Origin of the sequence: Gordonia metallireducens (assembly GCF_021245825.1) — a bacterium.
Lineage (GTDB): Bacteria > Actinomycetota > Actinomycetes > Mycobacteriales > Mycobacteriaceae > Gordonia > Gordonia namibiensis.
Map to the genome: position 1 here is coordinate 1 of NZ_JAJQJP010000058.1, position 16734 is coordinate 16734.

Genomic DNA, 16734 nt, shown 5'->3' on the forward strand with positions numbered 1-16734 from the left:
CTGGCGATCCACGTCGACCGCGTCATCAACGCCGATGGCGTGGTTGACGTTCTCGACCGCCTGGCCCTGATACATGGTCCACCGTGCTACGTGCGGTTCGACAACGGACCGGAATTCGTCGCTCACGCCATCAACGACTGGTGCCGAKTCAACGGCACCGGATCACTATTCATCGACCCCGGCTCCCCGTGGCAGAACGCCTGGATCGAATCGTTCAACGGCCGCCTGCGCGACGAGCTGCTCAACTCCTGGCGCTTTGACTCCCTGCGCGAAGCCCGGGTCATCATCGAAGACTGGAGGATCGACTACAACGCCAACCGACCCCATTCGGCCCACCACGGACTCACCCCCGCCGAGTTCGCCCTACAGTGGACCACGACCCACCAACCTCAAGCCGCATAGCGACTGGACCATCGAATGGGTCCCCCTCACGGTTGCTGTCGCCTCGGAACCAAACCCCTGGTGGCGCAGGTCGTGCCAGTCAGCGCCTGCATCCCACTAACGCCGCTTTAAGGAGTGCCCCGTACTGATAAGCGAACAGGTGGGCCCATCCGGAGATGGGTCTTTGGTACGACCGAGGCACGCTCTTCATCGCGACTTCTCCCGAATAGCACTGCCCGAAGATGTACCGCGCGCGGACCAGATGGTGGCGCCAGCTGATCACCATGACTGATCTCCAGCCGCGACTGGCGGCTAGGCGGCTAACAAACATGGCCTCACCCTTGGTCGTCGCCGGCGCGGGTTCGAAGCAGACGACCTTGAGCTCGGCCGTACTCGCGTTGCACAGGGCCCGCATGTTTGCCCGACGGACGGGGTCGGAGCCTTTGTGAAACGGGTAGGGATTGGAGACCACTAGCGTGTCGGCGTAGCCGGCTCGCGCGAGTTCGAGTCCGTATTGCTCGCGGCCGTCGTCGTCGCCCCCGAGGACCACGATGGCGTCCACCTGCTGCAGCGGATCTTGGTGGTCCCGGTAGAACAGCTGATAGCCGCCACCGAAGAATGTGCCGACTGTCAGTACGACCACCATCCCTACGACAAGTAGGCGACGGCGCCAGGCACCGCGGCGTACAGTCCTGTTGCTCAACGTTGTCAGCTGCGGATCTTCCCGTCCGTTTGTCGTGCTCAACAGCGTGTGACTTCGTCGGGCCTATGACGGGCGAGTGAGAGACGAGTTCCGGGCTCGATTCGAAGTGATCCACGTTGGCGGGAGCTGGCGGCTTTGCCCTGACCGTGCTGGGTGAGTCGGTCCAAAAGCATGCAGCGAACCTTACCGCGTTGGAGCAGGCCTCGTCAGCTTGCGAACTGCTACTCAAAATTGCGACAAGTATCGGAGGTTCCTTGCTGGCCTTTTGGGGACTGAAAGCCCGCTTAATGATGACCGTTAGATGTCGATTGTTTTGCGTGGTTGTATGCTCCGCGGCGGCAGGCGTGGTGATGCTTCAGGTCATAAGGATGAGATATGTTGTGGGCCAACAAGTCACGATCAGGCGCCTGTCCTGGCGGCTGAGGATGTAAATTGTCGGTTCATCCCGTATTAGCGATCCGCAGAATTCTCATTAGCGATCGTTTCTGTTGCTAAGGCTCCTGCCCTGCATTACTGTCGGATCATCCAACGACGGATGGTCGAGAGTTCTGGGGTCTCGAAACCAATCCTGATAGCGGATATCACGGGTTTGAGACGCCAGATCCAAAAAGGTTCCGCAAGAATCCAATCCGCATCTGCGGATGTGACGTGAGGTCTGGAAGGACGTCCTGCAATGACCATTCAGATGGTCGGGGGGCGGGGGATTGGCAAGGGGCGGCCCGGGTGAGTACCGGTCGTCAGATAGAGGAAAGGTCTGCTGCACGAACTGGCTCGCGGCGTCGGCAGCTGTATCCGCTCGCGGGGCGCGAAGATAGTGCGAGGTCGTGGACCCTGCGATATGTACGGCGTCTGGCCTGGTCGGATGCTGTGCTGGTCATCGGTGCGGTCGCATTTGCGCAGGTCCTGCGATTCGGCCCCGGGAGCCTGACACCGGGGTCGGGGCAGTTCGGGGTTTCCTCGATAGTCATCTGCGCATGTCTCGTCGCGGCGTGGCTCACGGCACTGCGAGTCGGCGGCACACTGGATCGACGGATCGTGGGGTCGAGCTCCGAGGAGTACAGCCGGATCGCTACGACCTGCCTCGGCGTGTTCGGCACCCTCGCGATAGTCGATCTCCTGTTGAAACTCGACATGGCCCGGGGGTTCCTGGGAATCGCATTCCCTCTCGGTACCTTCGCTCTCCTGGTGTCCCGGTGGTGGTGGCGTCAACGTCTGGGTGCCCAGCGTCTACGCGGGACTCACCTGGACCGTCTCCTTGTACTAGGAACCGAACGATCGGCAAAGCCGCTGATCGAACGCCTTGCCGAGGACCCCACCCTGGGGTTCGAGGTGGTGGGTGTTTGTCTGCCCCCGTGCGAGGCGCCGCGCAAGTCGCACGTGACGATCGGCTCCAAGGAGATTCCGGTCTTCGGAGACTTCGGCGACGTGACCCGCTCGGTCTATGCCTCTGGTGCAACGACGATCGCGGTCACCTCTGCCGAGGCAATCGGCCATCAGGCGATGCAGGATCTGTCCTGGGAACTCCAAGACGCATACGTCGAGATGCTCGTAGCACCTGGCGTGACCGACGTTGCCGGTCCACGTATGCTCGTTCGCCCCGTCGCCGGCCTTCCGCTTCTACATATCGACAAACCGCGGTACGAAGGCGCCAACCGTTTCCGAAAGCTACTTCTGGACAAAGTCGTTGCGACCACCGCGTTGATCGCGGTCGCGCCGGTCCTGCTCGTCGTGGCAATTGCGGTGAAGCTCGACTCGGACGGGCCGGTGTTCTACAAAGCGACACGGGTCGGCGTTGCGAACAGGCCTTTCATGATGTGGAAATTCCGCTCGATGGTCCAGGACGCAGCGTCTCTGAAAGACGACCTGGTCGACCAGAACGAGGGCGCGGGTGTTCTGTTCAAGATGCGTAGTGACCCGCGGGTCACCCGGGTCGGAAGGTTCATCCGCCGCTACAGCCTCGACGAGCTGCCGCAGTTGTTCAACGTCCTGAACGGGTCCATGAGTCTCGTCGGTCCGCGACCGCCACTCCCGGAGGAAGTCGCCCGATACGACGGTCGGGTGGCGCGCCGAATGCTCGTCAAGCCCGGAATCACCGGCCTGTGGCAGGTCTCCGGCCGCTCCGACCTCTCGTGGGAGGAGTCGGTCCGACTGGACCTCTCCTACGTCGAGAACTGGTCGATCATGCAGGACTGCATCATTCTCTGGCGCACCGTCAGAGCGGTGTTCGCCAACGAAGGTGCGTACTGAAATCCCCTGACTACCAGACATTTTCGCCAGTGTCTGATCCCGAGATCCTGAGGATGAAATGAACGAGTCGAACCTGCTGACCTGGGTCGGGGAGAATCTGTACATCGGGGGAATACCGGTCGTCACCGGAGGAAGTGACGACGTGCTCGAGCACGTGGAGACGCTGGTGCGGGCTCATGCAACTCGCCTGGTCGTGACACCCAACGTCGATCACCTCATTCGGTTGGAGACGTCGGAAGAATCGCGGAAAGGCTACGCACAGGCCGACCTTGCACTTCTCGACGGTGTGCCCGTGGCCAAGCTCGCATCGTTCCTCGGAACCAGGCCTGTGGCCCGGAACACCGGCGCCGACCTACTGTTCGACGTATGCCGAAAGGCCGCTGTCATCGGCTGGCGGGTGGTGATCACCGGTGGCGAGACCAGTGTCGCCGTCCAGGCGGCGACGAACCTGCAGGAGATGACCGGAGCCGACGTCGTGGCGGTGCCGTTCCCGTTCGTCGATGGCGTCGAGGACCCGGCATGCAACGAGGTCGTCGAACGCCTCGTCGAACTGGAGCCCGACGTGGTCTTTCTCGGACTGGGGTCGCCCAAACAGGAATGCTGGTACGCCCACTGGAAGGAGAGTCTTCCGCCCGCGGTGTATGTGGGTTCGGGTGCGGCCGCTGACTTCGCCGCGCTCAAGGTCCGTCGCGCACCGGAGATCATGCAACGCCTGGCTCTCGAATGGGTGTGGCGCCTGGCCAGCGAACCCAAACGTCTGTGGCGGCGCTACCTGCTCGACGGCCCCAAGTTCTTGCCGATCGCCGCTCAGACGGCGTGGGCCTCCGAGAAGACAGCTGTGCAGCGGAAATTGACCGCCAAGGAGCCGACGCGCGCAAGCACCGGTTCCTCCCCGGCGGAAGCACCCGTGGTCGTGCAGGTGGGTCCGGAGCCTTCGGGCGCCGGCGGAATGGCGACGGTGATCCGCGAGTACATCGAAATGGACTCCGGGCCCTTCGAGCAGATCGCCATGCCCACCTGGGGATCCAAACGTGGGATCGCGTCACTGGGTTCGGCCGTGCGTGTCGCGTTGCGGCTGACGCTGAGCCGCAGTGATTGGACCATCGCGCACGTTCATCTCAGCGAGTTCGGGAGTTTCGTTCGTGAGGGGATGGTCGTTCTGCTGGCGCGTGCCCTGCACAAGCCCTGCGTGGTGAGCCTGCACGGGGCGGACTTCGAGCGCCACGTCGAGAAGTATCCCCGGCTCACGAAACTGATCCTGAAATCGTCCACCACCGCGATCTGCCTCGGCCGACGGCATCAGCGCCTCGTCGAGCGCATCGACCCGAACATCGACACCACCGTCGTCCTCAACCCGATCTCGGCAACTCTCATATCCTCCGCCGGCTCGCATCCCTCCGACGACGCCCCACCCACATTCGTCTTCGCAGGAGAAGTGGGTGATCGCAAGGGAATCGACCGCCTGTTGGATGCGTGGCCCTTCGTCCACGAGGCGTTGCCCGACGCGAACCTGCTCATCGCCGGACCGATCGAAGACGGAAACCACGAGGTCGAGGCGAAGCTCAAGGCCAGCGCACAAGACAACGTGCGCTACGTCGGTCGCCTCGACCGTGACGCCGTCACAGCACATCTGGCCGCGGCCACTGCGACCGTGCTGCCGAGTCGAGCCGAAGTGCTTCCCATGGTGATCCTGGAGTCCCTGGCGTGTGGCACGCCGGCGGTGTATTCCGAGGTGGGGGAGTGGGAGACATTCCAGGGGCTCGACGAGGTGACCCTCGTCAGTCTCGCCGACGACGATCTAGATCAGTCCACAAAGGTTCTGGCCGAGGCCATGATCAACTGCGCCCGTGAGGGTGAGGAACGTGACGTCGTACGCGAAGCGTGCCGAGACTGGGCGAGGTCCCACGTGTCCACCGTCGTCGTCGCCGATGTTCTCCGTTCGGTGTACGAGGCACAGCCGAAGTCTCCGGTTCCGTGGCGTGCTCGTGCGGCTCGAGTCGATCTCGGTAACTCTCAGCGTGCGAGCGGGGCCGCATGATGAGCAGAGTCGGAATACTGACTCGCCACTGTTACCCGAACTACGGCTCGTTGTTGCAGGCGATTGCATTACAGGAAGCGCTCTCCCAGTCCGGTGCCGATGTCCACGTCGTCGACTACGTGCCACCGTCGGACAGCCGCTTCGGGCTCGCGACCGCCAGCCTGCGTGAGTCCCGGATGCGGGACTCGGTGGTACGAAGCACCGCCTACCTGGCGATCCAGGGGCCGAACTACGCGGTCATGGCCAGCCGATTCCGCGGCTTCCAGAAGAAGAACCTGCGTCTGACCCGGAAGATCACCGACGGTGCCGACGTCGAGGCCATCGCCGACGACTTCGATCGCATCGTCGTAGGCAGCGACCAGGTGTGGAACTGCATCCACGGTGCCATCGACGAGGCCTACTTTCTGCGGCCAGTGCTCGACGTGCACAAGAAGTACAGCTACGCCGCCAGTTTCGGTTCCGGGGTGACCACCGACTCCGCCGATACTCGCCGGTTGCTCGGTGACTTCCAGGCCGTCTCGGTCCGCGAGCCGTCCGCGGTTCCGACCCTGAACGAGTACGGAGTGAGTGTCCGCCGCGATGTCGATCCCGTCCTCCTCCACGGACGCGACTTCTGGGCATCGTTCGCCGCCGAGGTGGAACGACCTGACAAGCCTTACGTCCTGGCCTATCAACTGCACAACACCCCTGACTTCAACCGTCGCGCAGAGGAATTGGCCCAACGGATGGGATTGCCACTCCGCCGGGTGAACGTCGACATCAAGCGACTGGTCGGGGCGCGCGGCCGACCCCACTATCTGGTGACGCCGGAGAACTTCGTCGCCCTCTTTCGCGACGCCGAGGCGGTGATCACGGACTCGTTCCACGGACTGTCCTTCAGTCTCATGTTCGGTCGGCCGGTGTATCCGGTGCTGCCGGACACTGGGCCAGCACGGCTCACCGATCTGCTGCGGTCGGTCGGCCTCGAACGCCTGGCGATCGCCAACGGTGACGACCTTCCGGCGTCGGCGGACTACGACGCCGGTGAGGTTCGCGACCGACTCAGCGCACTCGCCGGTTCGTCGTGGGAGTACGTCCAAGGTCTTGCGTCATGACGAAGTCATTGTCCGAGGACCGTGCGGACACAGTTCCGGTGCCCGAAGCGAGTGTCGCTCCGCAGGTACCGGTCCAGGCCACACCGAACGCGGGACGACTGCTCCAATGGACGTTCCTGGCTCTCTTCACCATCTATGCGTTCCTGCATGTCATCTACATGACTGGATACGCGCCGAAAGGCCTGTACTACGGGGCCTTCGCGCTGCTGCTCGTCGCGGCCGGCGCCAGGATCGCATGGCTCCTGGTGACTCGTTGGCACAGCCTCGGCGACATCCACTTTCTGCGATCGTTCTCGGTCCTCATCGGCGCCGCGGCGGTTCTGGTGGTCATCTCGTGGATCCGGGAGTACCCGGCCCTCGAGACACTGACATGGACGGGGGTCGGTCAGGCCTTCTACATCGTTGCGCCAGCACTGATCGCCCTGTGTGTCGTGAACACCGCCACCGCTCGACAACTCGACCTCTACGCGATCATTCTGCTGGCGCGCTACTCCACATACTTCGTGCTCGCCTTCTCCACCGATTTCAGTCTCGCCAGCGTGACCGAGATCAGTTGGTCGGCGTCGAGTTCCCCCTTCGAGTCGTCCTTCGCCCACGACCTGCTGATTGTCGAGGCGTACTTCGTGTTCCGGAACCGGAAGTTGCTGGCACTGGCTGCCGGTGCGCTGACGATGCTCTCGCTGAAGCGAGCATCGTTCGTGCTGGCGCCGGCGATGATCATCGCCTCCCGATGGCTGAGGTCGATGAAGCCGGCATCGCGTCGCTACCTCTTGGGATTGGCGGCTATCGGCATCGCCAGCCCGTACTTGGTGATGTACGTGTACTCGCAAGGCTTTGTCGAACTGGCCGCCGAACGTTTCGGTGTCGACATCAACACGGTCACCACGGGCCGATTGGAGATCTACCAGATCGCCACCGGACTCCTCTCTCAGACGACTGGTTTCGGGTCGCTGAACCCGTTGCTCAGCGCGCTGGTCGACAACCATTTCGGCACCTACTGGAACTCGCAGTTGCACAACGACACACTCCGTCTGCACATGGAAGTCGGGTTCATCGGTGTTGCCGTGTACGTCTGCGCGCTTGTGTATCTCGCTCGGAGTTCGCGAGTGGCGAGTCTGCTCATCACATACACAATGTTCGTCCTGATCACGTCCCGGTTGATCACCCACACCTCGTACTGGGTGGCGTTGTTCCTGGTGCTCGCGCTGATCGAGCGGTGGATTCACGAGTACCGAGTTTCGGCTCGCCAAGAGGAAGGAAGCGGAGTCGCCAGTGAAGTCGCCGAACGGTAAGACCAGGATCGGGATCGTCACCTTGACCCAGTCGGAGAACTACGGGACGGTTCTCCAGGCCTACGCCACCCACAAGGTGCTCTCGGAGAGCGCGCCTGATCTCGAATTCGAGCTGGTGCCAACGGATGTCGGAGCAGTGCGCCGGCGCCGTCTGATGTCCATCGCGAACCCGAAGAACCCGAGTTTCGGTCCGTCGCGCGCAATGAACTTCGTGTCCATGCGGCGATTCATCAAACCCGTTCTCCCGCAGATCGACTCCCGGTGGATCAACATCGAGGACCGCAGGGCAGCGACGGCGTTCCTCGAGGATCGCTACGCCGGCTACATCACCGGCTCCGACGAGGTGTGGAATCTCGCCCACATCGGCATCGACAGCATCTACTACCTGCCGAGTGACCTTCCCGGACCCAAAGCGAGCTTCGCCACGTCGGCGAACCGACTGGATATCAACGCACTGCAGCCGTCCGATCGCGATCGGCTGAAGAACTCACTCGAGGGGTACTCCTACATCACCGTGCGCGATGGCATCACGCGCAGTCTGGTCGATGAACTGATCGCCCGGCCGGTGACAGAGATCATCGACCCGACCCTGCAGTGCGAGTCGCTCGGTACGCCGTCCGGCCGTGCGCGGGCCGGCAGAGCAGTGGCGCATCGGCCGCGCATCCTGATGATGGTCAAGAACCGGGACATCGGAACCAATATCTCGGAGCGATTCAACGGCCGCGCGGACCTCTATTCGTGTTTCATCCGCCAGGACAACAGCCGGTTCATCCGACTCACGCCGCAGGAGTTCGCGACCGCCTTCGCCGATTTCGACTGTGTGGTCACCGACTTCTTCCACGGGACCTGTATGAGCATCCGGTCGGGAGCCCGGTTCGTGTCATTCGACACCGAAGCGACCTACGGCCGGTACGAGAGCAAGATCAAGAACATTCTCGGTAAGTTGGACTGTCTGGATCGCTACTTCGATCTCACCAGCGCGGCGCCGGACAGCATCGACGCGATGCTGAACAGGGTCGAACAACTGGCATTCGCGCCCGATCCGCTCGGTGCGGAAGCGATCGCGGCCAATCTCGAGAAAGAACGAGAGCACGCGAGGTCAACCACGCGCGAGATGGTCGAGACTCTTCGGAGTCGTCTATGACCACACGTACCCGCCCAGCGGTGGCGAAAAGCTCGACGATCTACATCGCGGCGTCGTTGCTGCAGAAACTGTCGGCCGCCATCCTGTTGCCGGTCTACACGCGACTGCTCACCCCGGATGAGTACGGCTACTTCAGCATGCTCGTCACGGCGACACTGTTGATGTCGACGATCGCGACTCTGGGCCTCGACTTCGGCGTCATGCGGTACTGCCATCTGAGCGAGTCCGAGCGGGGGGCCGCCGAGGCACAACAGCGTCGCAAGGCAGCGCTGTCCGCGGTGATCACCGTGCTCACGCCCACCGGGCTGATCATCGCGGTGATCCTCCTGGTGGCAGCGCCGCTCTACGGTGACGCGGTGTTCCCGGGCTTGGACTTCTATCCCGCAGTCGCTTTGGCAGTCGTCGCGGTCATCTTCCAACCGGTCACCCTGGTCTACCTGTCCTTCTTGCAGACCTCCGAGGCCCCGAAGCGATTCGTGGTCTGTTCCGTTGGATACTTCCTGATGAACGCCGCCTTCACGGTCGCGTTCGTCGGGCCTGCGGAGATGGGAGTCGGCGGCACGTCGTTGGCGCTGTTATGCGCGAACGGAATCACAGCTCTGCTGTGCATCCTCGACGCCATGCGTACCGGTGCCCTCTGGAGCAGATTCCGGATGGCGGATGTGCGGGAGATCCTGGCCTATTCGCTGCCGATGGTTCCGCATTCCGTGTCTCTGCAAGCCACGGCGTTCGCCACCCGACTCGTCATCCTCCGGGTCATCGACGCGGCCGCGGTGGGTCTGTTCAACATCGCCATGTACGTGGTCAACGTCATCGATGCCGTCCAGACCGCCATGCATCGTGCGTTCATGCCGTTCTATTTCAGCGAGGCCAAGGGCGGCGCACCGGGCTGGCGGAATCGGATCCACGATCTCATCGCCGGATTCGTCGCCGTGAACGTCGTGATCGCCGCAGCCGCTGCGCTGTTCAGCTCTGAGGCGCTTGCCATCCTGACACCGGTAGCCTTTCACGATGCGGCTGTGATCATCCCGGTACTGGCGCTGTCGATGATGGTGAAATCCATCTACTACCCGTCGCTGACCGAGTTGTTGTTCCTTGAGCGCGGCACCCGTCCCGCCATGGTGGTGTCCACCAGTTCCAGCGTGATCTCGCTCGCGGCCGCGATTCCGATGGCGTACATGTGGGGTTTGATGGGTGTGGCTGTGGCACAACTGATCCAACGAGTGCTGATGAGTGGTATAGCCTGTCGCCTCGCGCTTCGCGCCGACGGTGCCGGCATTCCGTGGTCGCGTGTCCTGCGACTGCAGTTCGTCGGACTCTGCAGTGTCGGCTTCGCGATGTTCGTCGTGCCTCTGGTAACCGAGCCACTCGGCAGTGTGTGGACGCTGGTACTGAAAATCGTCGTGTTCCTCTTCATTTCGGTCGCCGTCGTGGCTACCGAACCATTCATTCTCAGACTTATCCGAAAGAAGGTGACCAATGAACCTGAAAGCGCGCCTGAAGCAGTCGCAGTCTCTTCGTCGAACCGTGAAGAGGGCTAAGGTTTACAAGGAGTACTTCGCAGACGCGACGTTCATGAGTCGCCACCTGCTCGACGGTGGCCCCGACCCCGAGCACGAGCAGTACAAGATCATGATCCTGTCCCACTCGCTGGAGAAGGGACTGTCGTACCGGAACGCGCGGGTGTTCGGACGGAGCAAAGCCGAGGATCTCATGGGGCGGCTGGAGAAGTCGTCCTCCGCGACAAGGGAATCTTCTGCCTTCGCCATCGGAGTCGAGGTCCTGCGGTCCTGGTCCGACTTCATCAAGTCCCGCGAGGGCGACGACGTCCATGCCGCGTCCATCCGAGGCAGACTCGATGCGCTGATCGACATTGACACCCCATGGGACTGCGGCTTCGTGGCCGGTGTCGCATCGGCAAACCATCTCGACTCCAGTTCCTGGAAGGAACTGCCCTTCGAAGACTTTGTGCGCGGACGGCATTCGACTCGACGGTTCACCGATCTGCCGGTCTCCGACGACGACCTGCAGTTGTGTATCGAGCTGGCCATGCGCTCCCCGTCGGCCTGTAACCGGCAGATGGTGGGACTGCGGGTCTTCGACGATCCGCAAGCCAAGGAGTTGTTGTACCGAACCCTGCACGGGACTGGCGGCATCGACTTCGACACCTGCCGTCTCGCAGTGGTCACCTTTGACGCGCGCAGCCTCGACTTCTATGGCGAGCGTAACCAGGGATATCTGAACGCCGGACTGTTCGCGATGACGCTGGTCTATGCGCTGCAGTGGAAGGGAATTGGCTCCTGCCTGCTCCAGTTCGGCAACACCTTCGCCGAGGAGAAGGTGTTGGCCGACGGCCTTTCGCTGCAACCCGGAGAGCGCATCGCGGTCGGAATTGCCTTCGGCGTCCCCGAGCCCGATGGTGTTGTGCCCGCCAGTATTCGACGGGATGTTTCGGAGGTATTCAGCGTCCGATGAGTTTGGGGCGGGTGTGAGCCGAGACGGTTCTCTCCCGATGATCGACAGGCCTGAGCAGATGGCCACCGAATACTTCTCAAGGAGATCAATATGACAGCCGTATTCACCGGATCTGTTCCACCTCCGGCGCCAATAGGTGGATCGCCTGGAACCGCAGCTGACAAGGCACAACAGAGTCTGCGCCGAGTTCGTGCGGTGGTGCAACGCCGGTGGTGGGTGATCGTCATCTGCATCGGCGTGGGTGCGCTCGTCGGTCTTGCTGCGAGCCTGATGACGACGCCGAAGTATGAGTCCGAAGCGGTTCTGTACGCGACGTCGGCCACGGACACCAATGCCCAGAGCGCATATCAAGGGTCGCTCGCCTCGCAGCAGCGCATGGTTTCCTACGCCGAACTCGCTCAATCCGACGTGATCCTGACCCGCGCCATCGAGGACGGTGGTCTTCCGCTGACGGTCTCCGAGGCGCGTTCGCAGATCTCGGTGACCAGCAAGCCCGGCACGGTCTTGCTCACCATCGCGGCCGTCAACTCGAGCAGTGACGAGGCTGCCCGACTGGCGAACGCCGTGGCGAACTCGATGGTCGGTTACGTTGAGTCGCTTGAACGACCGATCGACGGTGGCCGACCGGTCACCACGCTGACAGTCATCACCCCGGCGGCTCCGACCAACGACGTCGTGTCACCCAACACGCTGTTCAACATCGCACTCGGTGTGCTGGGCGGGCTGCTGTTCGCCGCGGCACTGATGGTTGCGTTCTACCGACTTGACACCCGTGTGCGCAACGAAGAAGACCTCACCTCGGCGGGACTCGGCCCGGTTCTGGCGACGGTGCCCAGCTCGAACGAGCTGGAATGGGACCGGACTGCTGACTTCGCCGGAGGCGCTTCGCCGACCGCCGAGTCATATCGACGGCTGCGTACGAACCTGAAGTTCGTGTCCGTGGGGCGCGACAGCCCCCGGATTCTGGTCACCAGCCCGGCACCTGGCGACGGAAAGACCACAACCGCCGTCAACCTCAGCCTCGCCCTGGCTGAGCTCGGACGCCGCGTCATCCTCGTCGGTGCCGATCTTCGCAAGCCCGGCCTGGGCAGCCGAATCTCCGTCAACGGCGCGATCGGATTGACCGACTATCTGCGCGGCGACGCGGAAATCCTAGATGTCGTTCAGTCAAGCGGCTTCCGCAATCTCGACGTCATCGCCTCCGGGCCGATCCCGCCGAACGCCGGGGAACTCCTGGCCTCCGAACAGGCCGGCCGGGGTTTCGCTGAACTTGCTGAGAGTTACGACCACGTCATCGTCGACACGCCTCCGGTACTCCCGGTTGCTGACGCCGTGGCAGTGGGGCAGTGGATGGACGGCGTGCTGCTCGTCGCCCGTTCGGGACGGACAACCAGGCCGCAGCTCGACCAGGTGACGAACCAGCTCGCTCTGGCACAGTTGAAGGTCCTCGGCTGCGTGCTCAACGACGCGCCGATTCGGGATACCGAGTACAGCTACGCGTACTACGGCACTGAACTACCGAAGACCGCCGGAGCGAGTTCGGATCAGGCCTTGAGCAACGACGCCGCGACTCCGACTTCGCGGTCGGACGCGGAGATGGCGAAGTCGACGGGCCGGTGACATGGGACGAGTAGCCCGCAGGGCGAAATACGTCTAAACAGGCGACAATTCTGGTTCGTGTCTCGCTGCAGGCGTGGCCGATGATGGTCGCGTGGGGACCAACAAGCGCTTGGGGGCGACAGGAAAGCGCGACGTCATCGTCAACAAGGTCGTGGCTTCTCCGGTTGTGCCCAGAGCCCTCCGATGGCGGACCCTGAAAGCGCTCGGCTGGGATGTCGCCGAAAGCACCATCGGTGCAAATGTTTACTTCGGCGGCAGCGACATCTCGATCGGCGAGAAGGCGTGGTTCGACGGCGATGCGCCTGTCTACCTCGCCGCCGGCGTTCGGATCGGCGCCGGAGTACGGGTTCTGACGAGGCAAGACGCGTCCGGTGCGACACGGGACGCGAAACCGGTGCTGATTGGCCAGGGCGCCCAGATCGGGGACGGTGCCGTGATCCTGGCCGGCGTCACAGTCGGGGAAGGCGCGGTGATCGACCCACACGCCGTCGTCGGCGAGAATTGCAGTCCCGACACGCGCTACGCCGGGGACCCCGCTGCGGCCGTTGGGGACGTGTGACGGGCGTCATCGCGCTCCTTCTGGTATTTCGGCGGCCGGCACGACGATGACGATGGTCCGCCTACAGGCGTGACCCCCGTCGCGACGAGGCCGATCGTGACTGCGCAATCCGCTGCAGCGCAATGGTCCTGGCGACCGCTCGAGCAACGTAGTCCTCGATCGATTCGAGACGTGACGGCACGATGGCCGGGGCACGGCGCTCCTCGCTCAGGGCGTCGTCGTCTCTGTGCCGGTTCTCGGTGCCCGTCCACCGGAAGTAGTCGGACCCGTCACTGCGATCCGACCAGAAGACGGCCTTGCTGCGCTCGCGCTTCTCGGTGTTTCGTGGGGGCTTGATCTCACGGGAGAACGGGCGCTCGATCCGGCCGATGTCGTTCAATCCGCCGTCGTTGTGCACGCCCGGCCGGCGGAACTCGATCACGTCCGTCCAGAAGAACTCGCCGTTCTTGTTGATGAAGCGGAAGAGGCGACGGCCGCGCATACGACTCGAACCATTGCTGGGCCAGGTCATCGGAGAACGGCGCCGTCGGTTGGTGGAGATGCTTTGTGCCCGTGGTCATTAGGGAACTCCAGATCAGCCGGGTGCTGGTCGCTATCCTCGTCCTAGCCGTCGAAGATGAGGATGGATCGCGCAACTGTTCTTTGGTGTCGTACGGGATCCCCAGATCAGCAGGACTCGTTGAAGGGGACTTCGGAACCTTCGCCGCCGGTGTGTCACCTTCGAGCGGGAGGATAGCGGGTTGTGTACTCGATTGTGCGGCAACGGGTGTCGTCCAACCGGATGAACATCCGGGGCCCGGTGGCTGCCGTGACGGGTCGGGCGGGTTGCGTGCGAGCGGATCTCGAGTGAAACGTGCCCGGTGCGGTCGAAGCCGCACGATCTTCCGGACTTCCGTGCTGCACTGGTGTCTTGATCGCGATCTGTCTGGGTCGCGAGTCATAGAGGAGCGCAGCATGACGTCTGTCCACCGTGTCGCAGCCGTACTGGCCTCCACGACGATCGCTCTCGCAGGACTCGCCTGTGCAGCTCCCGCCACGGCAATGGCCGACGCTGCAGCCGGAAGCCTCGACGGCCTCGATTTTGGGTCGCTCGGACCGCGCACGAATGAGCCTGGGGTCCTCGTTGCGGTCTCCACCGGGTTCCGGGGAGCGACGGTCACCATGATCGACGCCCGACCCGACCCGTCCTGCATCGAAACCCCTGGACTCGACCTCCCTGGAAGTCTGCTGTCCAATTGGCGGGTGACCTTCACCGCGAGGCATGACGCGAGCTGTGGACCGGGTGCGGCCGCTGCCACTCTGAACTTCGATCTGGGCGGAGGGGAGCGGGCAAGGATCCGTGTCACTTCGACCTTCTCCGGGGACATCTTCGTCGAGTGTGAGTCGCGGTCCTACTGCGAACAGGTCGGAGGCAGGCCGCGATACGAGTTCCGAATCGGTTGAGACAGGGCGGTCCCGCGGTCGGGGGTTATGGGCCGGCTGCGGCGGGCTGAATCACCCTAGGTTCTGTGCCGCCTCCAATTTGGGCTGGTCCTCGGGGCCGAGGCCAGAGTAGTGGAGCGTTTCGAACTCGGTCGGGGGAATCTGGCCGATGCTCGAGTGCAACCTGCTGTTGTTGTACCAGTCGACCCAACCGGCGGTCGCGAACTCGACGTCGGAGACGGTCTTGTACGGACCGGAGTGGAAGATCGTGGTCCGGATGCACTCTGTCTTGTACAAGCCGTTCACCGACTCAGCCAGCGCGTTATCGTAGGCGTCCCCGACCGTTCCGATCGACGCGGCGATGTCTTCCAGGCGCAGACGCTCAGTCAGTGTAACCGATGTGTACTGACTTCCCGCGTCTGAATGATGAATCAGCTCAGCAGCTTTCACTGGATGCCCTTCCCGATTCCGCTGCCACAGTGCCATCCGAAGCGGGACCGTCACCAGCTCCACTGTCTTCGATGTCGATGCGTGCCACGCCACGGTTCGGCGCGAGAACACGTCGATGATGAACACCACGTACACCCACCCAGCCCATGTCCGGCAGTAGGTGAAATCGGTCACCCAGACCCGGTTGGGTTCGGCGGCACTGAACTGTCGGTTCAGCAGGTCCTCCGCGCGTACACCATCAGCGGATCTGACGGTCGTGCGGACTCCCTTGGACCTTCGAATCCCGTTGTGGCCTAACACTTTCATCGCTCGATCAACGGCGCCATAGGACACCCCAGGCAGGGTTGTCCGGTGCAGATGGGCGCGCATCTTCACCCGCCCGTAGAGGCCCTCCGGAGTCATCTTCCGCCGGCCGTCGTCATCGGTGCGCCAGACGACATTGCGCACCGCATCGACGACGTGGGCATCAGAGACGGTCCGTGCGGCAGGTGCCCGGGTTCGCCATGCCCGGTAGGTTCGTGCGGCAATCGTGCAGCCCTGCTCCCGCAAGACCCGGCAGATCGACTCGACCGCAAAACCGTTGGCGCGCATCTGGTCTATGAACGCCACGATCATCGGTTGCGGGGGTCGAGTTCCCCCGCGAAGAAAGTTGTCGCCGCTTTCAAAATGGCAACGTCTTCTCGCAACTGCTTGTTCTCCGCCTTGAGTCGCTTGATCTCGGCGGACTCCTTCGAGGTGGTCCCCGCGCGGGCGCCGGCATCGACCTGGGCTTGTACGGCCCACCGACGTACCGTCTCCCCGCCGACACCGACCTGCTTGGCGATCGCCTCTGCCGCGGCAGTCAACGACGTGTACTCCCCGCCGTGCGCCTCCAGCAACCGCAAGGCCCTCGAACGGACCTCCGGATCAATTTTCTTAGGCATATGCTCATCCTTCCTGACTCAGAAGGAAGCGGCATCAAACCAGGGGTGGTTCAGGCCGGGTTGGAGGACTCTGAACTCGTGGGATGGTCCGGTCTGGGCTCCCATGGTCGACCCGCGTGGGAGGGATTCGCATGTCGTTACGCACCCGCATCACCCCAACACTTTCCACTGCGCCTACGACAATGGCCCAGAACGACGAAAGCGACTCGCTCGAAAGCGAATCGCCTGGTCACGATGGTGCCCCCACCAGGGCTCGAACCTGGGACCTGCGGATTAAAAGTCCGTAGCTCTACCAACTGAGCTATAGGGGCGTATGCCCCAGGCGAGCCGGGGCGTCGATGAGTTTACAGCTTGCCGGGACGGGGTGAACGAGGGCCTGTGGGTGT

13 protein-coding genes and 1 tRNA gene are annotated in these 16734 nt (G+C 63.0%); 10 read left to right on the top strand and 4 right to left on the bottom strand.

What is annotated here, in order from left to right:
- Nucleotides 1–402 (top strand): integrase core domain-containing protein (locus LQD00_RS22580; protein ID WP_232719512.1); only part of this gene is annotated, 402 nt, incomplete at its 5' end.
- 79 nt (nucleotides 403–481) lie between these two features.
- Here LQD00_RS22580 and LQD00_RS22585 read toward each other — a convergent pair.
- A complete protein-coding gene (locus tag LQD00_RS22585) occupies nucleotides 482–1027 on the bottom strand; it encodes a YdcF family protein (RefSeq protein WP_232719513.1) in 546 nt (181 codons plus the stop codon).
- Between the two features lie 843 nt (nucleotides 1028–1870).
- Between LQD00_RS22585 and LQD00_RS22590 the strand changes: the two genes are divergently transcribed.
- The 9 genes from LQD00_RS22590 to LQD00_RS22630 all read left to right on the top strand — a co-directional run bounded on the left by LQD00_RS22590 (nucleotide 1871) and on the right by LQD00_RS22630 (nucleotide 13553).
- Nucleotides 1871–3331: a sugar transferase gene (locus LQD00_RS22590; protein WP_232719524.1), complete on the top strand. Its 1461-nt coding sequence runs from the start codon at nucleotides 1871–1873 to the stop codon at nucleotides 3329–3331.
- A 58-nt stretch (nucleotides 3332–3389) separates the two neighbouring features.
- Nucleotides 3390–5369 carry a WecB/TagA/CpsF family glycosyltransferase gene (locus LQD00_RS22595; protein WP_232719514.1) on the top strand — a complete coding sequence of 660 codons (1980 nt, stop codon included), beginning with the start codon at nucleotides 3390–3392 and terminating at the stop codon, nucleotides 5367–5369.
- A complete protein-coding gene (locus LQD00_RS22600; RefSeq protein ID WP_269785355.1) occupies nucleotides 5369–6463 on the top strand; it encodes a polysaccharide pyruvyl transferase family protein in 1095 nt (364 codons plus the stop codon). Before LQD00_RS22595 ends, LQD00_RS22600 begins: the two co-directional genes overlap by 1 nt.
- Nucleotides 6460–7755: an O-antigen ligase family protein gene (locus LQD00_RS22605; protein WP_232719516.1), complete on the top strand. Its 1296-nt coding sequence runs from the start codon at nucleotides 6460–6462 to the stop codon at nucleotides 7753–7755. Before LQD00_RS22600 ends, LQD00_RS22605 begins: the two co-directional genes overlap by 4 nt.
- Nucleotides 7736–8899, top strand: a complete 1164-nt coding sequence (locus LQD00_RS22610; protein WP_232719517.1) for a polysaccharide pyruvyl transferase family protein — start codon at nucleotides 7736–7738, stop codon at nucleotides 8897–8899. The genes LQD00_RS22605 and LQD00_RS22610 overlap by 20 nt, the downstream gene beginning before the upstream one ends.
- Nucleotides 8896–10440, top strand: coding sequence for a lipopolysaccharide biosynthesis protein (locus LQD00_RS22615; protein WP_232719518.1), 1545 nt, complete (start codon nucleotides 8896–8898; stop codon nucleotides 10438–10440). The genes LQD00_RS22610 and LQD00_RS22615 overlap by 4 nt, the downstream gene beginning before the upstream one ends.
- A 34-nt stretch (nucleotides 10441–10474) precedes the next feature.
- The gene (locus LQD00_RS22620) at nucleotides 10475–11374 is read left to right on the top strand and encodes a nitroreductase family protein (RefSeq protein WP_232719519.1); all 900 of its coding nucleotides are present in this window, start codon (nucleotides 10475–10477) and stop codon (nucleotides 11372–11374) included.
- Between the two features lie 90 nt (nucleotides 11375–11464).
- The gene (locus tag LQD00_RS22625) at nucleotides 11465–12994 is read left to right on the top strand and encodes a polysaccharide biosynthesis tyrosine autokinase (RefSeq protein ID WP_269785354.1); all 1530 of its coding nucleotides are present in this window, start codon (nucleotides 11465–11467) and stop codon (nucleotides 12992–12994) included.
- 91 nt (nucleotides 12995–13085) lie between these two features.
- On the top strand, nucleotides 13086–13553 hold the full coding sequence (locus tag LQD00_RS22630) for an acyltransferase (RefSeq protein ID WP_232719521.1): 468 nt from the start codon (nucleotides 13086–13088) through the stop codon (nucleotides 13551–13553).
- 61 nt (nucleotides 13554–13614) lie between these two features.
- Here LQD00_RS22630 and LQD00_RS22635 read toward each other — a convergent pair whose 3' ends face one another.
- The 3 genes from LQD00_RS22635 to LQD00_RS22645 all read right to left on the bottom strand — a co-directional run bounded on the left by LQD00_RS22635 (nucleotide 13615) and on the right by LQD00_RS22645 (nucleotide 16659).
- Nucleotides 13615–14064, bottom strand: coding sequence for a hypothetical protein (locus LQD00_RS22635; RefSeq protein WP_232719522.1), 450 nt, complete (start codon nucleotides 14062–14064; stop codon nucleotides 13615–13617).
- A gap of 983 nt (nucleotides 14065–15047) precedes the next feature.
- Nucleotides 15048–16348, bottom strand: a protein-coding gene (locus LQD00_RS22640; RefSeq protein ID WP_232719523.1) for an IS3 family transposase whose coding sequence is annotated in 2 segments (ribosomal slippage) — nucleotides 15048–16075 and nucleotides 16075–16348 — 1302 coding nt in all. Because the reading frame shifts where the segments join, the coding sequence is not laid out codon by codon here.
- Between the two features lie 235 nt (nucleotides 16349–16583).
- Nucleotides 16584–16659, bottom strand: a tRNA-Lys gene (locus LQD00_RS22645).
- Between the last annotated feature and the right edge of the window lie 75 nt (nucleotides 16660–16734).

Excerpts from the sequence above, each read along its gene's own strand:
- LQD00_RS22595 (WP_232719514.1), top strand. The coding sequence starts at position 3,390 with ATGAACGAGTCGAACCTGCTGACCTGGGTCGGGGAGAATCTGTACATC.
- LQD00_RS22605 (WP_232719516.1), top strand. The coding sequence starts at position 6,460 with ATGACGAAGTCATTGTCCGAGGACCGTGCGGACACAGTTCCGGTGCCC.
- LQD00_RS22620 (WP_232719519.1), top strand. The coding sequence starts at position 10,475 with ATGAGTCGCCACCTGCTCGACGGTGGCCCCGACCCCGAGCACGAGCAG.
- LQD00_RS22615 (WP_232719518.1), top strand. The coding sequence starts at position 8,896 with ATGACCACACGTACCCGCCCAGCGGTGGCGAAAAGCTCGACGATCTAC.
- LQD00_RS22625 (WP_269785354.1), top strand. The coding sequence starts at position 11,465 with ATGACAGCCGTATTCACCGGATCTGTTCCACCTCCGGCGCCAATAGGT.
- LQD00_RS22635 (WP_232719522.1), bottom strand. The coding sequence starts at position 14,064 with ATGACCTGGCCCAGCAATGGTTCGAGTCGTATGCGCGGCCGTCGCCTC.
- LQD00_RS22585 (WP_232719513.1), bottom strand. The coding sequence starts at position 1,027 with ATGGTGGTCGTACTGACAGTCGGCACATTCTTCGGTGGCGGCTATCAG.
- LQD00_RS22600 (WP_269785355.1), top strand. The coding sequence starts at position 5,369 with ATGAGCAGAGTCGGAATACTGACTCGCCACTGTTACCCGAACTACGGC.